Origin of the sequence: Plantactinospora sp. KBS50 (assembly GCF_002285795.1) — a bacterium.
Classification (GTDB): domain Bacteria; phylum Actinomycetota; class Actinomycetes; order Mycobacteriales; family Micromonosporaceae; genus KBS50.
On the sequence record NZ_CP022961.1, the window covers coordinates 2,221,725 to 2,240,114 of the forward strand.

The window sequence follows — 18,390 nt, forward strand, 5'->3', positions numbered from 1 at the left end:
ACCGGTGGCCGGCGAGCGGGTCGCAGATAGTGATGGCCTTGACTGTCTGCGGCTCCGGCCGGTACAGTCGGCGGCGCTTAACCGGTTAAGGGCAGAGACCGGTACGCATCGAGCCGGCGGGCGCTGTCCGGGCTACAGCTCCCGAAACGCCGCGCCCCCACGGGTGCGCGGCGGCGACGCGCGTCCCCACCGCTGGCGCGCGGACCCCGGGCGTCAGCGCCGGCGCTCCCCGCGCCGCCGGCTGGCGCGACCCCTTCCGCGTCCGTCCGGGCGCGGCCCTCCCCGCGTCCCGCTGCCGGGACGCCCGGTCAACGAGGTAAGGCCCATGAGAACCCGCCTGTCCGCCCTCGCGGCGGGGCTGCTCGCCCTGTTCGCGGCGGTATTCGTCATCGTCCAACCCGCGCAGGCCGCCGCCGGCTTCTACATCAGCGGCGGCAAGCTGATGGACGCCAACGGCAACGCCTTCGTGATGCGCGGAGTGAACCACGCGCACACCTGGTATCCCCAACAGACCGGCTCGTTCGCCGACATCGCGTCGCTGGGCGCCAACACCGTGCGGGTCGTGCTGAGCAGCGGCGACCGGTGGACGCAGAACAGCCCGAGCGACGTCGCGAACGTCATCTCGCTGTGCAAGGCCAACCGGCTGATCTGCGTGCTGGAGGTGCACGACACCACCGGCTACGGCGAGGAAGGCGCCGCGATCACCCTGGACCGCGCGGTGGACTACTGGCTCACCCTCAAGAGCGTGCTCACCGGCCAGGAGGCGTACACCATCATCAACATCGGCAACGAGCCGTACGGCAACCAGGGCTACAGCACCTGGGCGACGGACACGGCCAACGCCGTCAAGCGGCTGCGCAGCAACGGGTTCAACCACACGATCATGGTCGACGCGCCCAACTGGGGTCAGGACTGGACCTTCACCATGCGGGACAACGCCTCCACCGTGTGGAACGCCGACCCGAACAAGAACACCCTCTTCTCGATCCACATGTACGGCGTCTTCGACACCGCCGCGGAGGTCACCGACTACCTGGGTCGGTTCCGCACCGCCGGCCTGCCGATCGCGGTGGGGGAGTTCGGCTTCGACCACTCCGACGGCAACCCGGACGAGGACACGATCATGTCCTACAGCCAGGCCAACGGCATCGGCTACCTCGGCTGGTCGTGGAGCGGCAACAGCGGCGGCGTGGAGTACCTGGACATGGCCACCAACTTCAACAAGAACCAGCTGACCAGCTGGGGTGAGCGGATCTTCAACGGCGCCAACGGCATCAAGCAGACCGCCAAGGTCGCGAGCGTCTACTCCAGCACCCCGCCGACGACGACTCCGCCGACCACCACCCCGCCGACCACCACCCCGCCCACGACCACCCCGCCGACCACGGCTCCGCCGACGACCGCCCCGCCGACCACGCCGCCGGCGGGTCGCACCTGCACCGCCACCTACACGCTGACCAACCAGTGGCCCGGCGGATTCCAGGGTGACGTCAAGGTGACCGCCGGCAGTTCGGCGATCACCGGCTGGACCGTCACCTGGACCTGGCCCGGCGGCCAGCAGATCACCAACTCCTGGAACGCCACGGTCACCGTCAGCGGATCCACGGTGACCGCCCGCAACGCGGCGTACAACGGCAGCCTCGGCGCGGGTGCGAGCACCTCGCTCGGCTTCACCGCCAGCGGCACCGGCGTCTCCCCGACGGCGAGCTGCACGGCGAGCTGATCCGGCCGCCGCGCGCGGTCCCACCGTGTCGATCGTGGATTTCCGGTGCCCCGGGTGGGCGCCGGAAATCCACGATCACCGGTTCGGGACGGCATGGCGGCGGGGACCTCCGCGCGCGGGCAACCGATCGATCGGGTTTGGCCGCCGACGGCGCTGGGCACCTTCGGGGCTGCCTCGTTCCGCCGAACGGGAGCAGATTTCTCACCCCAAGGAGCTGACTGTGACCGTCACCGGCATCCTCGTTGCGATCGTCGTCGGTCTGATCATCGGTGCGCTGGGCCGACTCGTCGTACCGGGCAAGCAGAACCTTCCGATCTGGCTCACCATCGTCATCGGTATCGTGGCCGCGCTGCTCGGCACGATCGTGGCCGGCGCGTTCGGCGTGAAGGACACCGCAGGGTTCGACTGGATCGAGTTCTTCCTCCAGGTCATCTTCGCCGCCATCGGCGTCGCCATCGTCGCCGGCACGTACGGCCGGCGCCGGGTCTGACCCGCCGGGTCTGACCCGCCGGTCCGACCCGCCGGTCCGATCCGCCGGTCCGGCTCCGGGTCCGGGCCCCCGTCGGGGCGTACCGGAAATGGGTGCGGCCTCCGGAGCATGCGCTCCGGAGGCCGCGGTCGTGATCTCGTTGCCGGATGGCTCCCGGGTGGACCGACGGCGCTCAGCGGCGCCGGGCGGCTCCCGGCAGGGTCATCCGGCGGACGTCACCGTCCCCGGTGACGCCAGTTGCTGCCCAGCTTCGCCAGACCCCGGCTACCCAGGTAGGCGATGGTCAGCAGGGTGATCAGCCACCAGGCCTGGTTGGCCTGGAAGATGTCCACCCCAGGGCCGTTACCGCTGGAGCCGACCCACCACGAGGCGAGCAGCACACCGCCGACCGCGGCCAGGTAGACCCAGAACTCCGTCGACAGCACCGCGGGCTTGGTCTCGGTGCCCGGTGCCGGCGACCGAGCGCCGTCAGGCATCGGCCGCGCCGTCGCCATGTCCGGCATCTGCCGGGTGTCGGCGTCCGCCATCCGGCGGGTGTCCGGCTGCTGAGCGGTGGCCCTGTTCATCTGCGTCTGCGTGCTCATCTTTTCCTCCTCGGATTCGATGAGGCTGCACCTTCTTCCAACAACCCCGGCCGTGCCCGCACCCGCGGTCACCGTCAGGGCTTGCGTGGGTTTCCCGGGCGGCCGGCGAGCAAACGGATATCGCCGGCCGGTTGGCGTTTATCCCACCCGGCCACGGGCACGCAACCGGGGTTGTCGACTGGCGAGCGAGGTGATGAACGTGCGGTACGACGCGGCGCAACCACCGGAACCGGCCGGCGAGCGGCTGGACCCGGCAGACTACGGCCCCGACGCGGCCCGCGAGGTGACCGTGCCGGCCACCGACGAGCGGCGGGTGGTCCGGGAACGCGACATCGAGGACCCCGCGGACGGACGGATCGACCCGGACGTGCTGCGTGACGGCGGACCCGCCGACACACCGGGGATGGTGACCACCACCGGTGGCGTCGCCGGCCCGGCCAGCGTGCACCGGCGGCCCCGGCGAAGCGGCGGCGACGTCGCCCCGACCACCACGGGCGACGCCACCACCGGCGGCGTGGACCGCCCGCACGGCGCGTCGACAAGCGACGCCGCCGGCCCGGCCAGCGAGACCGGTTACTTCACCGAGCGCTGAGCCGCAGCACGCCCAGGCGCCGGGTCGTGCGGGTGAGCGCGACGTACAGGTCGTTGCTGCCCCGCGCGGACTCGGCGACCAGGCCGTCCGGGTCGGCCACCAGCACCGAGTCGAACTCCAGGCCCTTGGCCTGGGCGACGGTGACCAGCACCACCCGGCGGTCCAGGTCCGGATCGGCACCGACCGACACATCGGGTACGGCCGCGGCCACGGCGGCGGCCAGCCGGTCCAGGTCGTGGGCCGGGACGATGACGCCCAACCGGCCCTCGCCGACCGCCTCGACCTCGGCGCGTACCCGCTCGACCAGCCGGTCGGGCAGCTCGGCCGGGTCGGGCACGAGCAGTTCCCACGGCTGCACCCCGGCGTCCCGGACCGCGCGGGGCGGCTCCAGCGTGGGGTCGATGTCGGCGAGCACCTTGGCCGCCAGCGCCATGACCTCGCTCGGGGTCCGGTAGCTCACGGTCAGCTCGGCCGGCCGCCAGCGGTCCGCCACGTACGGCTCCAGCACCGACCGCCAGGACGAGGCGCCGGCGAGCGCCCCGGTCTGGGCGACGTCACCCACCAGCGTCATCGAGCGGCTCGGGCAGCGGCGCATCAGCAGCCGCCAGGCCATCGCCGACAGTTCCTGCGCCTCGTCGACGATGACGTGCCCGAACGCCCACTGCCGGTCCGCGGCGGCCCGCTGCGCGGTGCTCAGCCACTCGGCACCGGTGTGCCGCTCGGCCAGCAGATCCGCGCCGATGAGGTCGGTGGCGGCCAGGATCTCGCTCTCCACGTCCTCGAACTCGAACGACTCGGAGCCCTTGACGATCTCCAGCGCGCCCTCGGCGTACTCGATCCGGCGCCGGCGGGCGCGCTCCTGCGCCGCCCGCCGCGCCCGGTCGTCCTCGCCCAGCAGCTCGGCCGCCTCGTCCAGCAGCGGCACGTCGGCCGGCGTCCAGTCCGCCGCCGTCCCGTCGTCGGCGGTCCCGGCCGGCGGCGTCCCGGACGGTGCCGTCGGCCCGGGGAGCGCGGGCCGCAGCAGCAGTTCGCGCTCCGCGGCGGACAGCTGCGGCGCCGCCGTGGCCAGCCGCTCGGCCGAACCCAGCAGGTCGGCCACCAGCCGCTGCGGGGTGAGCACCGGCCACAGCTCGTCCAGCGCCGCCCGTACCGCGGGGTTGGCCCCCAGCTCCCGGCGCAGCTCCGCGAGGTCCGCCTCGCCGAGCAACTGCGGATCGCCGGGGGCGTCGTCGCCACCGAGCGGGTCGTCGGCGTACGGGTCGGTGCCGATCCGCTCGGCGAGCTGCGCCGCGAGGGCGTGCACGATCTCGATCTCGAACAGTTCCCGGCCCAGGTTGTGCGGCCGCCCGGTGCGGCGTACCCGGTCCCGGGCCGCCGCCACGGTCGACGGCTCCAGGTCGAGGGTGACGTCCTCGTCGACGGGGATGGGCAGCGCGGCCTCGGGCACCCGCTGCCGGTCGCGGACGGCGGCGGCCAGCACGTCGGCCAGCACCGCGCGGCCCTTGATCTCGGCCACCTCGTCCGGCTCGGCCGCGCGGGCGCGCACGCCGGGAAAGAGGTCACCGACCGTGGCCAGCAGCACGCCGGTCTCGGCCAGCGAGGGCAGCACGTGCGAGATGTAGCGCAGGAACGTCGTGTTCGGACCGACGATCAGGACGCCGCGGGTGGCGAGCTGCTGCCGGTAGGTGTACAGCAGGTAGGCGGCGCGGTGCAGCGCCACCGCGGTCTTCCCGGTGCCCGGTCCGCCCTGCACGACCAGCACCCCGTTCAGGTCGGCCCGGATCACCCGGTCCTGTTCGGCCTGGATGGTCTGCACGATGTCGCCCATCCGGCCGGTGCGGTTGGCGTTGACCGCGGCCAGCAGGGTCGCCTCGCCGGTCAGGTCGGTGGCCTGCCCGTCGGCGTCCAGGTCGAGGACCTCGTCGTCGACGCCGGTGACGGTGCGGAACCGGCTGCGGATGTGCCGGCGGCGCCGGATCCCCTCCGGGGCGGCGGCGGTCGCCAGGTAGAACGGCCGGGCGGCGGGGGCACGCCAGTCCACCAGCAACGGTTCGTGGTCCCCGTCGGTGTCGAACAGCCCGATCCGGCCGATGTACCGGGGTGGCCCGTCGACCGGGTCGAGCCGGCCGAAGCACAATCCGTTCTCGACGGCGTTCAACCGTTCCACCTGATCGGTGTACATGGCCACCGTGCTGTCCCGCTGCGACCGTTCCTGCTGCGTTCCACCGTCCTGGCGCAGTGCGCCGGATCGCCGCCGTTCCGCCTGGTCACGCAGGTCGTCGAGGCGGCGGTAAAGGTCCGAGACGTACGTCTGCTCGTGCGCGATCTCAGCGGCGCCGGAATCGATGTCGGTGCCGCCGGACTGCCTTGACAAATTGGCCCCCTATTTGTTAGGCTGACGCGCAGAACGGCCATTCATGTGCCGTTCTTTTTTTGTGCGAACGACGAAGCGTACCGCGTTTCCCCCCGGGCGGCCAACGGGACGCGGAACAGCCCCGCACCCGGCGTCATCGTCGAGCCACGCCGCGCGGCACCGCGCTTGGGCGTCCGGCCGTGAACCGAGGTCATGCGTCGGAGGGCGGCACCTGGTCGGTGCCGCCCTCCATCGCCGGTGTCCCGGCGTCGAACCTCAGTCGCCGCCGGACCTCAACGGTCCGTCCGGGCCACCTCGTACAGCCGGTCCGGCGTCACCGCGCCGACCAGGACCCGGCCGTCGTCGGTGATCAACGCGGTCAGCACGTGGCTGGTGAACAGCCGGCCGCTGCCCCAGTCGCCGTCGACCTTCCGCAGGTTGCCCAGCAGGGCATCGAGCTTCGCCGCACCGTCGCCACCCCCGGCGACCCGACCGGCACCGCCGGCCGCGTCGCCCTTGGCCGTGTCGTCCTTGGCCGCCTGGCCGGCGGCGTCCGGCCGGGCCACCAGCACCGCCGTCCAACCCTCGCCGACGGTACGCAGGCCGTCGGCCGGCCTGCCGCCCTTCGCGTCGAGCCGGTCGGTCAGCTTCGGCCCGGCCCCGGCGGAGTCCGGCGCGCCGTCCTTGGTCACCACCTTCGTGCCCGGCGGCGGGTTGAAGGCGAACTGCTCCGCGTCTGGCCGGGAGAAGTCGACCTGGGTGAACGCGACCTCGAACACGGCGCGCTGGACGGACTTGGCGAAGACCTCCAGCCGCAGCGGCACGTGCTGCTTCGCGTCGATCGCCACCCGCACCTGGCCGATCAGCGACGACGCGTCCCGGGGCGCGAGGACCAGTTCGTACGCGTCGCGGCCGGCGATCCGCGCCGACCGGCCGACGGTCACCTCGGTGGTCGGGTCGACCGCGGCCAGCGCCCGCTCGGCGGCCTGCTGCGGGGTCACCGGCGCCCCGCTGGCCAGCGACGCCGGGCCGCGGTGCTCGGTCCGCTCCGCCTCGGACAGCGTGCGGTGCACCGCCTCGTTGCGCTGGCTGGCCCACACCCACAGGTCCGAACCGTTGTGGATCATGTCGGTCTCGCCGAGCGTACCGAGCAGCGCGATCCGCTGCCGCTCCGGCCCGGCGTACCAGACCCGCAGCGTGTGCGTCCCGCTGGCCAGCGTCGCCAGGTCGAGCTCGCCCTGGCCGGCCCCCAGGTCCGGCAGGCTGGGCAGGCCGAGGTCGGCACGCTGGACAACCGTGCCGGACAGGCCGTCCAACCGGGCCGTCTGCAGGTCCACCAGGAGCTGCGCGGCGGTGCGGGGCGGCAGCGCCGGCTGCGCCGAGGCGGCGAACGTGCCGAGCGCGGCACCGCCGCCCACGACCACCGCCGCGGCGGCAGCCGGAACCAGCCAACGCAGGGCCGGTCGGTTGCTGAACATGGACATCTGTGGCACCTCCTGTCGCACATCGTGCCTGGAGTCCGCTGTGACCGTGCTGAGAACACCTGTGGAATCCCTCAGCCGGGGTGGCACCCTTGCAGTCGTGCGGCTGCTGGTGGTGGAGGACGAGACCCGGCTGGCCCGTGCCCTGCAGCGCGGCCTGCAGGCCGAGGGGTTCGCGGTGGACGTGGCCGCCGACGGTCCCGCCGGGCTGGACCTGGCCCGGCACGGCGGGTACGACGCGATGATCCTGGACGTGATGCTGCCCGGACTCTCCGGCTACGAGGTGGTCCGGCGGCTGCGCGGGGAGCGGTGCTGGCTGCCGGTGCTGATGCTCTCGGCCAAGGACGGCGAGTACGACCAGGCCGACGGGCTGGACTGCGGCGCCGACGACTACCTCACCAAACCCTTCTCGTACGTGGTCCTGCTGGCCCGGCTGCGGGCGCTGCTGCGCCGCGGCGCACCCCGACGCCCGGTGGTGCTCTCCGCCGGCGACCTCAGCCTGGACCCGGCCCGCCGGCTGGTCACCCGGGACGGCGCCGGGGTGGAGCTGACCGCCCGGGAGTACGCGGTGCTCGAATACCTGATGCGGCGGGCCGGCGAGGTGGTCTCCAAGACCGAACTGCTGGACCACGTCTGGGACGACAGCCTGGACACGGCGCCCAACGCGGTGGAGGTCTACATCGGCTACCTGCGCCGCAAGATCGGCCGGGAACGCCTGCAGACCGTGCGCGGCGCCGGCTACCGGCTGGTCTGAGATGCGCCACGACGCCCTGATCCGACGGCTCGGCGTCCGGTTGCGGCTGTTCGGCCTCCGCGGCCGGCTGATGGCGCTCGGCGTGACCGGCCTGGCCGTCGGGCTGGCCGTCGGCGGCCTGCTGCTGGTCGTCCTGCTCGGCTACGCGCTGCAACGCACGGTGGACGACGAGGCGTTCAAGACCGCCGACGCGGTGGCCCGACTGGCCACCCAGGACGCGCTGCCCGACCCGCTGCCGGTGGCCGGCGGCCAGGTCCGGGTCCAGGTGGTCGCGGCCGGGCGGATCCGCGCCGCCTCCATCGACGCCGACCGGCTGGTCCCGATGCTGTACGCGGACGAGCGGGCCAGGATCGGCGACCGGGGCCGGATCACCATCCCCGGGCAGCGGCTCGGGATGCGCGGCCCGGTCCGGGTGGTGGCGGTGACCGGCGGGCCGGCCGGGGACCCGTGGACCGTGCTGGTGGCCAAGTCGATGGCCGACGTCGTGCAGGGCGTACGACTGCTCCGGGACACCCTCCTGGTGGCGTTCCCGCTGCTGGTGGCGTTGCTCGCGGTGGTCGCCTGGCGGGTGGTGGGCGCCACCCTGCGGCCCGTGGAGGCGCTGCGGGCCGGCGCCGAGGAGATCACCCGCAGCGGCCGTCCCGGGGAACTGCCGGTGCCCGCCTGGCAGGACGAGATCCACCGGCTGGCGGTCACCCTGAACGGGATGCTGGCCCGGTTGGAGTCGGCCCGCGTGCGGCAGCGCTCGTTCATCGCCGACGCCGCGCACGAACTGCGCAGCCCGCTGGCCAACATGCGAACCCAGTTGGAGGTGGCCCAGCGGCTCGGGCCGGGCACCGACTGGCCGGCGCTCACCGAGGACCTGCTCGCGGACAACCTGCGGCTCGGACGCCTGGTCGACGACCTGCTGCTGCTCGCCCGCACCGACGAGGCGCCCGGCCCGGTCGGGCCGGGCCGGGCGGTGGAACTGGGCGCGCTGATCGCGGCCGTGGCCGCTCCCTACCCGGCACCCCCGGTGCGGGTGCAACCGCCCGACGGGCCGCTGTGGACCCGGGGCGACCCGGACGTGCTCGGCCGGATCGTGGCGAACCTGCTGGACAACGCGGTCCGGCACGCACGGGACCGGGTCACGGTCGCGGTCCGGGCGGACGGCGCGTACCAACTGATCACCGTGACCGACGACGGATCCGGCATCCCGGCCGCGGACCGGGAACGGGTCTTCGGCCGGTTCACTCGGCTGGACGACGCGCGGGCGCGGGACGTCGGCGGCGCGGGGCTCGGCCTGGCGATCGTGGCCGACCTGGTACGCCGGCACGCCGGCACGGTGACCCTCGGCGACGCCGAGCCCGGCGTGCGGGCCGAGGTGCGGCTGCCCGCCGCCGCGCCGCCGGCAGATGCCGCGCCGCCGGCCGCCGCCGTGCCCTCGCCCGCCGCGCCGCCGGCCGATGCCGGGCCGCCGGCGGACGTGTCACCCGGCGCCGCGCCGCCGACGGAGGTGTCGCCGGCGGAGCCGGACGCTCAGCGCTTGCGATTCGTGCAGACCTGCGTCGAGCGACCCACCGACTCGGTCGAGTAGACGACCCCCACCGTGAAGCAGTAGTCGAGACCGGCGTTCAGGCCGTACACGGTGAAGCTTTCCGTACCGGCGGGCAGGTCCTGGAACGCCTGCGGCTGCTGGCCCCGGCGCCCACCCGCGATCACCACGGGCCCCTCGGCGCCGTCCGGGTAGGTCCAGGACAGCGTCACGCTGTCCGCGTTGTCCCGCAGCCGGACCGCGGTGGGCGGCGCTCCGGCCGCGCTCGTGGCGGACGGCGTCTCCGCGGCGCTGCTGGCAGCGGTCGGCGGCGCCGACCCCGACGGCTCGGTCGGCTCGGGACCCGGGGCCGCCGGATCGCCGGCCAGGGCGAAGCCCACGATGACGGCGAGCGCCCCGAGCAGCACGACCAGCAGCCCGGCCACCACGAACGGCAGCATCCGGCGGGACTCGGCGGGCCGGTGGATGGTGGCGGGCAGCCGCTCCGCCCGGCGCACGTCCGGGAGCCGGTGCGCCCCGGGCGCGCTCTCCGTGCGCAGCCCGGCCCGGGCCGCCGCGCGCGCCTGCGCCGGGTCGCTGACCGTACCGGGCCGCCGGTACCAGCCGGGTCCCTCCGACCACCCCCGCCCGCGGGCCAGCCGGGCTCGTCCGGGGCCGCCGGGCCGTCGGTTCCGGCCTCCCCGCCCGGTACGGCCGGTGCCTCGGCACCCCGGCTGCGGTAGCCGACCGGGCCGAACGCCGGGTCGGTCGGGGCGTCCGACCCCGGCCCGATGCCCTCGTACCGGTGATCCTGGTACGTCCCGGACTCCGCGAATCCGCTCGTCGGGCTGTCCCCGGTGGTGGGTGCGCCCGGCGCGGTGTGTGTCGTCTGCGGAGGCTGCGCCGCGTACGCGGTCTGCGCGGCGTGCCCGGCGTGCGGCGCCTGTTCCGGCCGCGTGGTCTGCGTGGTGGTCTGCGTCTGCGCGGTCTCGGCCGGTCCGGTGTCCTCCGGCGGCCACCAGCGGGTGTCGGGGTCCTCGCTGAGCGAGGGGTAGTGCTGCCGGGTGAGCGGGTCCGCAACAGGGTCCGCCGCCGGGTGGTTGCCGGTCGGGTGGTTGCCGGTCGGGTGGTTGCCGGTCAGGTGGTTGCTGGTCAGGTGGTTGCTGGCCTGATGGTTGCCGGTCGGGTGGTCGTCCGGCGCGAAGTCGTCCGGGGCCGGCTGCCGGGGCGGCGGCACGTACGACGGCGGCGGCCCGCCGCCCATCGGCTCCGCGCCGGCCCCTCCGGGTACGTGGTGTCGGTGTCCGGGTACGCGTCGCCCGGGTACGCGTCGCCCGGGTATGCGGCGTCGTCCGGGTAGGGACTGTCGGCGTTCCCGGCGTTCCCGGTGTTCCCGGCGGCGTGGGCGGTGTCGGTCGGGTAGCCGGTCCCGGCGAGGTACCCGGCGTCGGGGGAGTGGGAGTAGCCGGTGTCGGCGTGGGCCGGCTCGACGAGGTAGCCGGTGTCCGTGGGGTCGGCCGTGTCGGTGGGGTAGCCGGCGCCGACCGGGTCGCTCGTGGCGCAGACGTGTTCGGCGTTGGCCGCGGCCCGGGCCAACGCGGCCACCTGCTGCGCGAGCGGGTCGTTGGCGGGCAGGTGCCGCCGGCACAGCTCACGGGCCCGGGCGAGGTGGTCGTGCGCCTCGGTGAACCGGCCGCAGTCGCGTTCCATCGCGCCCAGCCGGGCCAGCATCTTGATGCCGCTGGGGTGCGCCTCGCCGTAGACCTCGCGGTGCAGTTCCCAGGCGTCGGTCAACCGGTTGCGGGCAAGCTCGCACCGGCCCAGCGCGAACTCCACGGTGGCCAGGTCGGCATGTGCCGCGAGGACGCGTAGCGACTCCGGTCCGTCCATGGCGGTCAGTTCGATGATGACGTCCCGGTACAGCCGGGCCGCCCGCGCGTCGCTGCCGACCCGGTGCAGCACCGCGGCCAGCGTCGCGGCGGCGGCAACGGTCTGCGGGTCGCTCGCGCCGAACTGCCGCATGGTGGCCGCGTACGCGAAGGCGGCCCAGCCCCGGGCGGCGTGCGGCTCGCCGAGGGCGACCAGGATCCGGGCCTGGAGACCGGCGGCCTCGGTCAGCTCCGGCGAAGCGTTGGCCGGGCTGGGATCGGCGGTGCCGAGCGCCTCGTCCAACAGCTCCTGCGCGCCGGCCAGGTCGCCCTCCGCCACGAGGTCCTGCGCTGCCTGGATCACTTCGCCGTAGCCGGGAGTCACGCCCCATCGTGCTTGCCTGGCAACCGTCAGTACAAGAGCTGAACGGTGACCAATTTGGTCATGACCACGCCGCGTCGGCCCCTGCGTCCTCGATCCGGCGGGCCGTCGGGTGGGGCCGTCGGTGGGGCCGTGGCCGAGGGTCGGGCGAGGATCGCCGGCGGCACCCGGGTCGTTGGGACGACGCCGAGGTGACACCCGGCGACCGCTACCGGTAGAACGGACACATGTCCGGTACCTCCACCGCCGCCCTGCGGCGTGAGCTGCTCGTCCGTTACCTGGACGCCTGGCTGCCCCGCGCCGTGCACCGGTCGCGCCGCCGGCTGGCCCTGGTGCAGGCGTACGCGGGAGACGACGACGGCCTCCCGGAGGCGTCGCTCGACGTGTTGGCGGAGTTCGCCGACCGGCTGGGCGGCCGCCAGGTGACGATGGCCGTGCTCGCCCCGGACAGGCCGGCCGATCGGGCGGGGACCGGGCCGGCCGACCGGGCGGGGACCGGGGAGCCGGCCCCGCGGAAGAGCGACTTCCTGTTCCTGCACCGGGTGGCCGGCGGGCCGGCGGCGCTGCCCGCGGTGCTCGTCGCCAGCCAGGCCGCCGGTGCGCCGCTGCTGGCCCATGTGGACCTGCTGGACCGGCGGCCGGTCACCGCCGCGGGCAGCGCACCGGCATCGGCACCGGCTTCGGCCCCCACGTTGGCGCCGGAGTCAACACCGGCGACGGTGCCGCTCGCGCCGGTCTGTCGGGCGGTGGCCACCGGCCGGCCCGGGGAACTGCTGCTCGTGACGCCGGCCGCCGCGCGCGACCGGGACCGGCCGGCCGACACCCTTGCCGCGGCCGGCTTTCCGCTGGTCACCGAGGTGGAATTGGTGCCCGACGACGGTTCGCCGGCCGAGTTGGTGGTCTTCGCCACCTCGTCCGGGCACGGTCTGGACGCGTTCAAGGATGCCCTCTGGGACCTCGACGAGTATGCCGGGGTGCGCTACCGCGACCCGCGGGACCCCGACGGGCATCTGCTGGACATCTCGCTGCGGCCGCACCCCGGACCGCTGCGCCGGGAACTGCTGGCCCGGCTGGCCGACGGTCCGGCCAGCGTGGTCGAGCTGCGCCGGTTCGCCACGACGGCCACGGTGTACCGGTCCGCCGACGTGACCATCGCGCTCACCGGGCTGTTGGGGGCCGGCCTGGTCAGTCGGACCCCGGAGCAGGGCCGGCTCGGCGGGGACGTGGTCATCTCCCGGACCGCTCCGACGCCCCCTTGATCAGCAGCGACGCCCCGGTCGCCACCACCCCGACGCTGAACACCATCTGGATGATGACCGAGGCCCGGGCGAACTGCCCCTGCGCGTGTACGTCGCCGTACCCGACCGTGGTCAGCGTGGCGAGGGCGAAGTACAGCGCGTCGATCCGGGTGCGCAGCCCGATGAACTGGTCCGGATCGCTCAACTGGATCACGTAGTCGGCCAGCGCGAACGTCATCAGCCCGCCGACCAGCGCCACGGCCAGCCGCAGCAGGTCGGCGGACGTCCCGCCGGGTCCCTGCCGGGCCTGCTGGCGTACCTGGCGGGCCACCAGCAGCGCGATCGCCAGCACCGCGAGCCCGGTGCCGACCGCGCGCAGCACGACCCGCAGGGACGACACGTCCGGCTCGACCGGGATCACGAAGTAGGCGACCACGATGAGCAGGCAGATCAGGATGGCATGCCGGTGCCGGCGCGCGTACCCGCGTGGTCGCCTCATGCACCGATTGTCCGGTTTGTCGACCGGGGTCCGCCGGCATTCCGCCGACCCGGACAGCAGAAGGCGGCGCCGGCGGTGAGCCGGCGCCGCCTGCGTACGCGGTCAGGCCTTCGACTTGTCCTGCCGCCACGACATCGGACCGGGCAGGTCGACCCGGTGTGCACGCGTCCGCGAGTTCCAGGACCAGCGTCCGATCTTGATGCTCCACGAGGAGAAGCCGTTCTCGGTGAAGTTGAAGATCAGCGGGCCAATCTTCTTGCGCTTGCGGAACAACAGACCCATCGCTGCGCTCCTTTCGTCGGGTCATCGACCGGGGTGGCCCAGTTGTGCCCCGTACGGTTGTTCGGCAAACCCGGTGTCGGTCCAGGCCGGACGCGCGCCGCTCGCGATCGGACGGTCACCCCGGATCCGGGTCGCCGAGGCAGATCCGGGACGCCGGCTGGGGCGACAGCGCGCGGAACGCCCCGGGGGTGTGTCCGACCTCGCGGTGGAAGAAGCGGCCGAAGTTGGTCGGCTCCGGAAAGCCCAGCCGGCGGCCGATGTCGGCCACCGGCTCGTCGGTGGCGGTCAGCAGCCGCATCGCCTCCAGTGCCACCCGGGCGTCGATGACCTGCTTGGCGCTGCGGCCGGTCGCGGCCAGGCAGGCGCGGGTGAGGGTCCGCACCGAGCAGCGCAGCAGGTCGGCGTAGTCCTCGGCCCGCCGGGTCCGGCCGTACGAACGCTCCAGCTCGCGGCAGAGCCGGTGGTACGTCAGCATGCTCGACCCGGGCATCGGGGCGCGCTGCTCCACGAGTACGGCGAGCCGGAGCAGGAGGACGGCGAGCTGGCGGCGCAGCAGATCGGTGGCCAACCCGTCGGCGCGGTGCCGCCGGCAGTCCACCACCAGCTGGCTGACCTCGCTGATCACCGCGTCCTCGTCCTCGCCCGTGAGCTGCCAGTGGTCGGACCCGGGCCGCTCGTCCAGGGCCGCGACCACCTCGGCCACGTCGACGCCCGCCCGGTCGTCCCAGCAGACGATCACCCCGTCGAAGCCGGCGCTGCCCAACCCGCGTACGAGTTGCCCGGGCCGGCCCCGGATCGCGGTGCCGGGCCGGCACGGGTGCCGGTGGAAGTCGATCTCCTGGCTGCCGTGCCCCGCGGTCACCAGCAGCAGGATGTGCCGGGAGAGCAGCACCGGCCGGTGCCACCGCCCGTCCGCCTGAAGATCACCGACCGTAGTTGTTGAGATCATCGGTACGGCGGGCCGCGGCTCGTCACCGTGACCTTCACCAGCGCGCTGAGCTGCACCGATCACCGGGCCGACGGTAGCCGTCCGGCGCTCGCAATGCACGCCCGATCATGGTCTGCGCCCAGACCGTCACGTTATGCGCATCGACCCGCGGGTCCGGCGGACCGCCCGTGCCGGCCCGCCGGTACGGTGGTGCGGGTGTCGAGGCCGCCGGACGGTGGCCGCCGGTTTGCACCGCAAGGGGTACGCATGTCGGGTCTGTTCGCGGTCGACGGAAAGACGGTGCTGGTCACCGGCGGCTCGCGGGGATCGGCCTGATGGTCGCCCGAGGCTTCGTCGAGGCCGGAGCGCGGGTCATCATCTCCTCGCGGAAACCGGACGCCTGCGCCGCGGCGGCCGAGTCGCTGTCGCAGTACGGCGACTGCGTGGCCGTTCCGGCGGACCTGTCCAGCGGCGAGGGCGCCGACCGGCTCGCCGCGGCGGTCCGGGGCCGGGCGGACGCGCTGGACGTACTGATCAACAACGCCGGCGCGACCTGGGGCGCGCCGCTGGAGGCGTACCCGGAAAGCGCCTTCGACAAGCTCTGGGCGGTCAACGTGAAGGCCGTCTTCCGGCTGACCACCGCGCTGCTTCCGGCGCTGCGCGCCTCCGCGACCGCGGAGGACCCGGCCCGAGTGATCAACATCGGCTCCATCGACGGCATCCGGGTGCCGCGGATGGAGGTGTACGCCTACTCGGCGACGAAGGCGGCCGTACACATGCTGACCCGCAGTCTCGCCCACCAGCTCGCCCCCGAGCGGATCACGGTCAACGCGATCGCGCCCGGCCCGTTCGAGAGCAAGATGACGGCGTTCGCCCTGGACGACCCGCAGACCCGGGCCACCGTCGAGCACCAGGTGCCGCTGGGCCGCATCGGCCGGCCCGACGACATGGCCGGCACCGCCATCTACCTGGCCTCCCGCGCCGGGGCGTATCTGACCGGAGCGGTGATCCCGGTGGACGGCGGAGTCACCACCCACGGCTGAGCCGTGCCGGAAACGGTCCCCGGTCGCCGCCGGCGTCGCGTACGGAATCCGTCGCCGGTCCCATCCGTCGCCGGTCCCATCCGTCGCCGGTCCCATCCGTCGCCGGCCGCGCCGGCGTACGGTCAGCGACCGGCCAGCAGCCGGGTCACGGCCGTGTCGACGTCCAGGTGCTCGCCCTCCCGGCCGCGCGGGACCACCACGTACGTCCGGCGCAGGAACCGGACCAGGACGCTGCGCGGCACCTCGAACAGGGCGTTGCCATCGGGCGAGGACAGGGCCAGGGCGACGAAGTCGCCGCGGGGAGTCGCCCACGGCCAGACCCGGACGTCGCCGATTCCGGCCGGCTCGTCCAGGCCGGTGACCAGGAGTTCCCGGGCAAAGGACCAGCTTACGGCTTCGCCACCGGCCGACTCGGCATGAAATAGGACATGAACCGCATACGGGTCAGCAGGGTCGTAGCGTAGGCTTGCCCGTACGGGCAAGGCGGTGGCGTCTGGCGCCACCAGCCGCAACGACGTCTCGACCTCGACAGCTGTCGGTCGGATGACACTCATGGACGTTCTCCCCCCGGCACCCCTGCGGGCTCTGCGTGGCCCGCTTTTCCCATACTCAGGTGCTCGTCGTAGCTACGCTCCGCCATACGCTGATCTCACCCAGTGGTGGGAAGGGGCCCGAAAGCGCTGCTGAAAGGGTGGAATTCAGGTAGCGTTTCCAGTTCTGCCCACGTAACTCGCTGCGATCGGGCCGGGATGCTTCAGGCGTCGGCTCACTCCGGTAACGTCCAGTCGTCCCTTGGAGTGACGCTATCGGGGGACACTGGGGGAGGAAATGGCCACGAAACCATCCTCATTGGAGCAATCCGGTGGATCGGCTCTGGGTGATCCCGAGGCCGGAAACGGGCGTTCCGAGCGGGGAGTCAGGTGTCCGAGGAGCGGCGCGACGCGGAGAGCCGTACCGCGATCGAGGAGCCGGCGACCGCCGCGGCCCGGCGCTGGCGGCGGGCCAGGACCGCCCTCGCCCTCATCCGGGCCAACCCCACCGGCCGGATCCTGCTCAAGATCGTGGTCGGCCTCGTCGGCGCGCTCGTGGTGGCACTCGGCGCGGCCCTCATCCCTTTGCCTGGTCCCGGCTGGCTGATCGTCCTAGCTGGTCTGGCCATCTGGGCGGTCGAGTTCCACTGGGCGCGTCGGCTGCTCACGTTCACCCGCCAGCACCTCCGGGCCTGGACACAATGGGTCGGCGGCCGGCCGTGGCCGGTACGGCTGCTGCTCGGCGCGGTCGGACTGGTGTTCGTGGCGGTGGTCGTCTGGCTCTCGCTCAAGTACAGCCTCGGCATCGACGTCCTCGCCGTGGCCCGGGACGTCCTCGCGGCGCACTGACCCCGGATGTGCGCACCCGGCACCGGATCGGGTACAGTTCACGGCGCTGAGGGCGATTAGCTCAGCGGGAGAGCGCTTCGTTCACACCGAAGAGGTCACTGGTTCGATCCCAGTATCGCCCACGCAGCTCAGAGGCCATATCTGATTGATGGATATGGCCTCTTTTGGCGTCTGCGTGACTAGCTGAGGTTACAAGCGAGAGGTCAGGATCGCCTGGCCGGGCGCTGGTCGACGCGTGCGAGGGTTATGAGGCGTCGGGTCGGTCGGTAGCGTCGGCTGTGACGGCGGCGGATGGGCCGGTGGTGCGTCCCGCGCTACGCGAGGAGGTTCCGGGTGGATTGCTCGCGGAGTTGACGTTCGGGCAGCGTTGAAGGTCTACCGGAAGCGGTCCGGGAAGACTCGGAGGGTGCTGGGTTGGTGGGCCGCGGCGCCGACCGGGCCAAGGCGGTGGAGACGGATCGGATTCTGCCGTCGCGCATTCACATGCTGGATCGGATCGCACGTGCTCTGAAGATCGACGTGTCGGCCTTGGCGGCGGAGCTGGGCGATCGGTCTGCTGTGGTCAACGGGCCGGCGCATCCGGCGTTGGCGTCGGTCCGGGCGGCCTTGAATGAAGTCGCGCTTCCCGCTGCCACCCCGCCGGAGTCGTTGTCCCCTCTGCGGCAGCGGCTTTCGGCCGGGTGGCGGCACGTCATCAGGCGGCGGATCACCGTACGGTGCTCAGCGGGCTGTTGCCGGGGTTGCTCACGCCGTGACCGTCGCGGTGTAGTTGTGGCCCGTGACCTGACGATGAGGGTCGGACTCGTCTCCTGAACCAGGGGTAGAAACCCTACCCACTCCACTTCGTCACCGAACGTAGCACCCTATTCGCGGTATGTGGTGGTCGGTGTGAGTCACGCTCGGTCGCCGCGTCCCTCCACAAGGGGCGATGGAGCTGTCGCGCCGGACGGGCGGCAGGTCGCCCTTCTCCGACGATGCGGCCGGTCAGTTCAACCTCGCCGGTGAGGAAGGGGTCGAGGGCGCGCGGTCCATGCCGTCATCGTTGCCGGGCGCGGCCCGGACGGCCGCCCGCCGAAGGGAAGAACCTTCGATGCGTCGGCCAGGGCCGCGAGCGCGTGCGTCCAGGTCCCAGGTCCTTCTCTGCCGGGTACTCGACCGCTATCCTCGGCGGGCGCGGCCGACCCTGGGCGGTACATCCGGAGCGGCCATGCCTGGTGATGGACCCTGGTGAACGGCTTGCGGTGCCGGATCTGGGAGGTGGCGGGAGGCCGGCCCCGGGCC

Annotated in this window: 16 protein-coding genes, 1 tRNA gene and 2 pseudogenes; 10 read left to right on the top strand and 9 right to left on the bottom strand. The window is 73.3% G+C overall.

What is annotated here, in order from left to right; genetic code table 11:
- Nucleotides 1-325: 325 nt before the first annotated feature.
- Together CIK06_RS09840 and CIK06_RS09845 are read left to right on the top strand one after the other, a co-directional pair.
- Nucleotides 326-1,723, top strand: coding sequence for a cellulase family glycosylhydrolase (locus CIK06_RS09840; protein ID WP_095564572.1), 1,398 nt, complete (start codon nt 326-328; stop codon nt 1,721-1,723).
- Between the two features lie 220 nt (nt 1,724-1,943).
- Nucleotides 1,944-2,213, top strand: a complete 270-nt coding sequence (locus tag CIK06_RS09845) for a GlsB/YeaQ/YmgE family stress response membrane protein (RefSeq protein WP_095564573.1) — start codon at nt 1,944-1,946, stop codon at nt 2,211-2,213.
- 215 nt (nt 2,214-2,428) lie between these two features.
- Here CIK06_RS09845 and CIK06_RS09850 read toward each other — a convergent pair whose 3' ends face one another.
- A complete protein-coding gene (locus CIK06_RS09850; protein WP_232534118.1) occupies nt 2,429-2,797 on the bottom strand; it encodes a hypothetical protein in 369 nt (122 codons plus the stop codon).
- Nucleotides 2,798-2,990: 193 nt separating this feature from the next.
- Between CIK06_RS09850 and CIK06_RS09855 the strand changes: the two genes are divergently transcribed.
- Complete coding sequence (locus CIK06_RS09855; protein ID WP_095564574.1) at nt 2,991-3,389, top strand: hypothetical protein; 399 nt, start codon at nt 2,991-2,993, stop codon at nt 3,387-3,389.
- Here CIK06_RS09855 and CIK06_RS09860 read toward each other — a convergent pair.
- Together CIK06_RS09860 and CIK06_RS09865 are read right to left on the bottom strand one after the other, a co-directional pair.
- On the bottom strand, nt 3,376-5,763 hold the full coding sequence (locus tag CIK06_RS09860; protein WP_232534119.1) for an ATP-binding domain-containing protein: 2,388 nt from the start codon (nt 5,761-5,763) through the stop codon (nt 3,376-3,378). The two genes, CIK06_RS09855 and CIK06_RS09860, sit on opposite strands and share 14 nt — an antisense overlap.
- Before the next feature lie 272 nt (nt 5,764-6,035).
- On the bottom strand, nt 6,036-7,226 hold the full coding sequence (locus CIK06_RS09865) for a sigma-E factor regulatory protein RseB domain-containing protein (protein WP_095564575.1): 1,191 nt from the start codon (nt 7,224-7,226) through the stop codon (nt 6,036-6,038).
- Between the two features lie 97 nt (nt 7,227-7,323).
- On the opposite strand from CIK06_RS09865, the gene CIK06_RS09870 reads away from it, so the two are divergent.
- Both CIK06_RS09870 and CIK06_RS09875 read left to right on the top strand, forming a co-directional pair.
- On the top strand, nt 7,324-7,977 hold the full coding sequence (locus CIK06_RS09870) for a response regulator transcription factor (protein ID WP_095564576.1): 654 nt from the start codon (nt 7,324-7,326) through the stop codon (nt 7,975-7,977).
- A gap of 70 nt (nt 7,978-8,047) precedes the next feature.
- Nucleotides 8,048-9,553 carry a cell wall metabolism sensor histidine kinase WalK gene (locus CIK06_RS09875; protein ID WP_095567701.1) on the top strand — a complete coding sequence of 502 codons (1,506 nt, stop codon included), beginning with the start codon at nt 8,048-8,050 and terminating at the stop codon, nt 9,551-9,553.
- Here CIK06_RS09875 and CIK06_RS09880 read toward each other — a convergent pair.
- Together CIK06_RS09880 and CIK06_RS32370 are read right to left on the bottom strand one after the other, a co-directional pair.
- The gene (locus CIK06_RS09880; protein WP_095564577.1) at nt 9,496-10,008 is read right to left on the bottom strand and encodes a fibronectin type III domain-containing protein; all 513 of its coding nucleotides are present in this window, start codon (nt 10,006-10,008) and stop codon (nt 9,496-9,498) included. The two genes, CIK06_RS09875 and CIK06_RS09880, sit on opposite strands and share 58 nt — an antisense overlap.
- A 634-nt stretch (nt 10,009-10,642) precedes the next feature.
- Complete coding sequence (locus CIK06_RS32370) at nt 10,643-11,743, bottom strand: tetratricopeptide repeat protein (RefSeq protein WP_198348172.1); 1,101 nt, start codon at nt 11,741-11,743, stop codon at nt 10,643-10,645.
- Nucleotides 11,744-11,967: 224 nt separating this feature from the next.
- Here CIK06_RS32370 and CIK06_RS09890 point away from each other — a divergent pair, with 224 nt between their 5' ends.
- On the top strand, nt 11,968-12,999 hold the full coding sequence (locus CIK06_RS09890; protein ID WP_095564578.1) for a hypothetical protein: 1,032 nt from the start codon (nt 11,968-11,970) through the stop codon (nt 12,997-12,999).
- Here CIK06_RS09890 and CIK06_RS09895 read toward each other — a convergent pair.
- The 3 genes from CIK06_RS09895 to CIK06_RS09905 form a co-directional block, all read right to left on the bottom strand.
- Entirely contained in the window at nt 12,968-13,477 is a 510-nt protein-coding gene (locus tag CIK06_RS09895; RefSeq protein ID WP_095564579.1) for a potassium channel family protein, read from the bottom strand. The two genes, CIK06_RS09890 and CIK06_RS09895, sit on opposite strands and share 32 nt — an antisense overlap.
- Nucleotides 13,478-13,579: 102 nt before the next feature.
- Nucleotides 13,580-13,759, bottom strand: a complete 180-nt coding sequence (locus tag CIK06_RS09900; RefSeq protein ID WP_095564580.1) for a DUF4236 domain-containing protein — start codon at nt 13,757-13,759, stop codon at nt 13,580-13,582.
- Nucleotides 13,760-13,874: 115 nt separating this feature from the next.
- The gene (locus CIK06_RS09905; protein ID WP_095564581.1) at nt 13,875-14,708 is read right to left on the bottom strand and encodes an AraC family transcriptional regulator; all 834 of its coding nucleotides are present in this window, start codon (nt 14,706-14,708) and stop codon (nt 13,875-13,877) included.
- 246 nt (nt 14,709-14,954) lie between these two features.
- Between CIK06_RS09905 and CIK06_RS09910 the strand changes: the two are divergent.
- Nucleotides 14,955-15,730, top strand: a pseudogene (locus tag CIK06_RS09910) (SDR family oxidoreductase).
- A gap of 122 nt (nt 15,731-15,852) precedes the next feature.
- Here CIK06_RS09910 and CIK06_RS09915 read toward each other — a convergent pair.
- Nucleotides 15,853-16,284, bottom strand: coding sequence for an SsgA family sporulation/cell division regulator (locus CIK06_RS09915; protein WP_095564582.1), 432 nt, complete (start codon nt 16,282-16,284; stop codon nt 15,853-15,855).
- Nucleotides 16,285-16,650: 366 nt separating this feature from the next.
- Here CIK06_RS09915 and CIK06_RS09920 point away from each other — a divergent pair, with 366 nt between their 5' ends.
- The 3 genes and pseudogenes from CIK06_RS09920 to CIK06_RS09930 all read left to right on the top strand — a co-directional run.
- Nucleotides 16,651-17,109, top strand: coding sequence for a TIGR02611 family protein (locus tag CIK06_RS09920; RefSeq protein ID WP_095564583.1), 459 nt, complete (start codon nt 16,651-16,653; stop codon nt 17,107-17,109).
- A gap of 50 nt (nt 17,110-17,159) precedes the next feature.
- Nucleotides 17,160-17,231: transfer RNA gene (locus tag CIK06_RS09925), tRNA-Val, on the top strand.
- A gap of 216 nt (nt 17,232-17,447) precedes the next feature.
- Nucleotides 17,448-17,855 (top strand): annotated as a pseudogene (locus tag CIK06_RS09930) (XRE family transcriptional regulator); the annotation flags it as partial.
- Between the last annotated feature and the right edge of the window lie 535 nt (nt 17,856-18,390).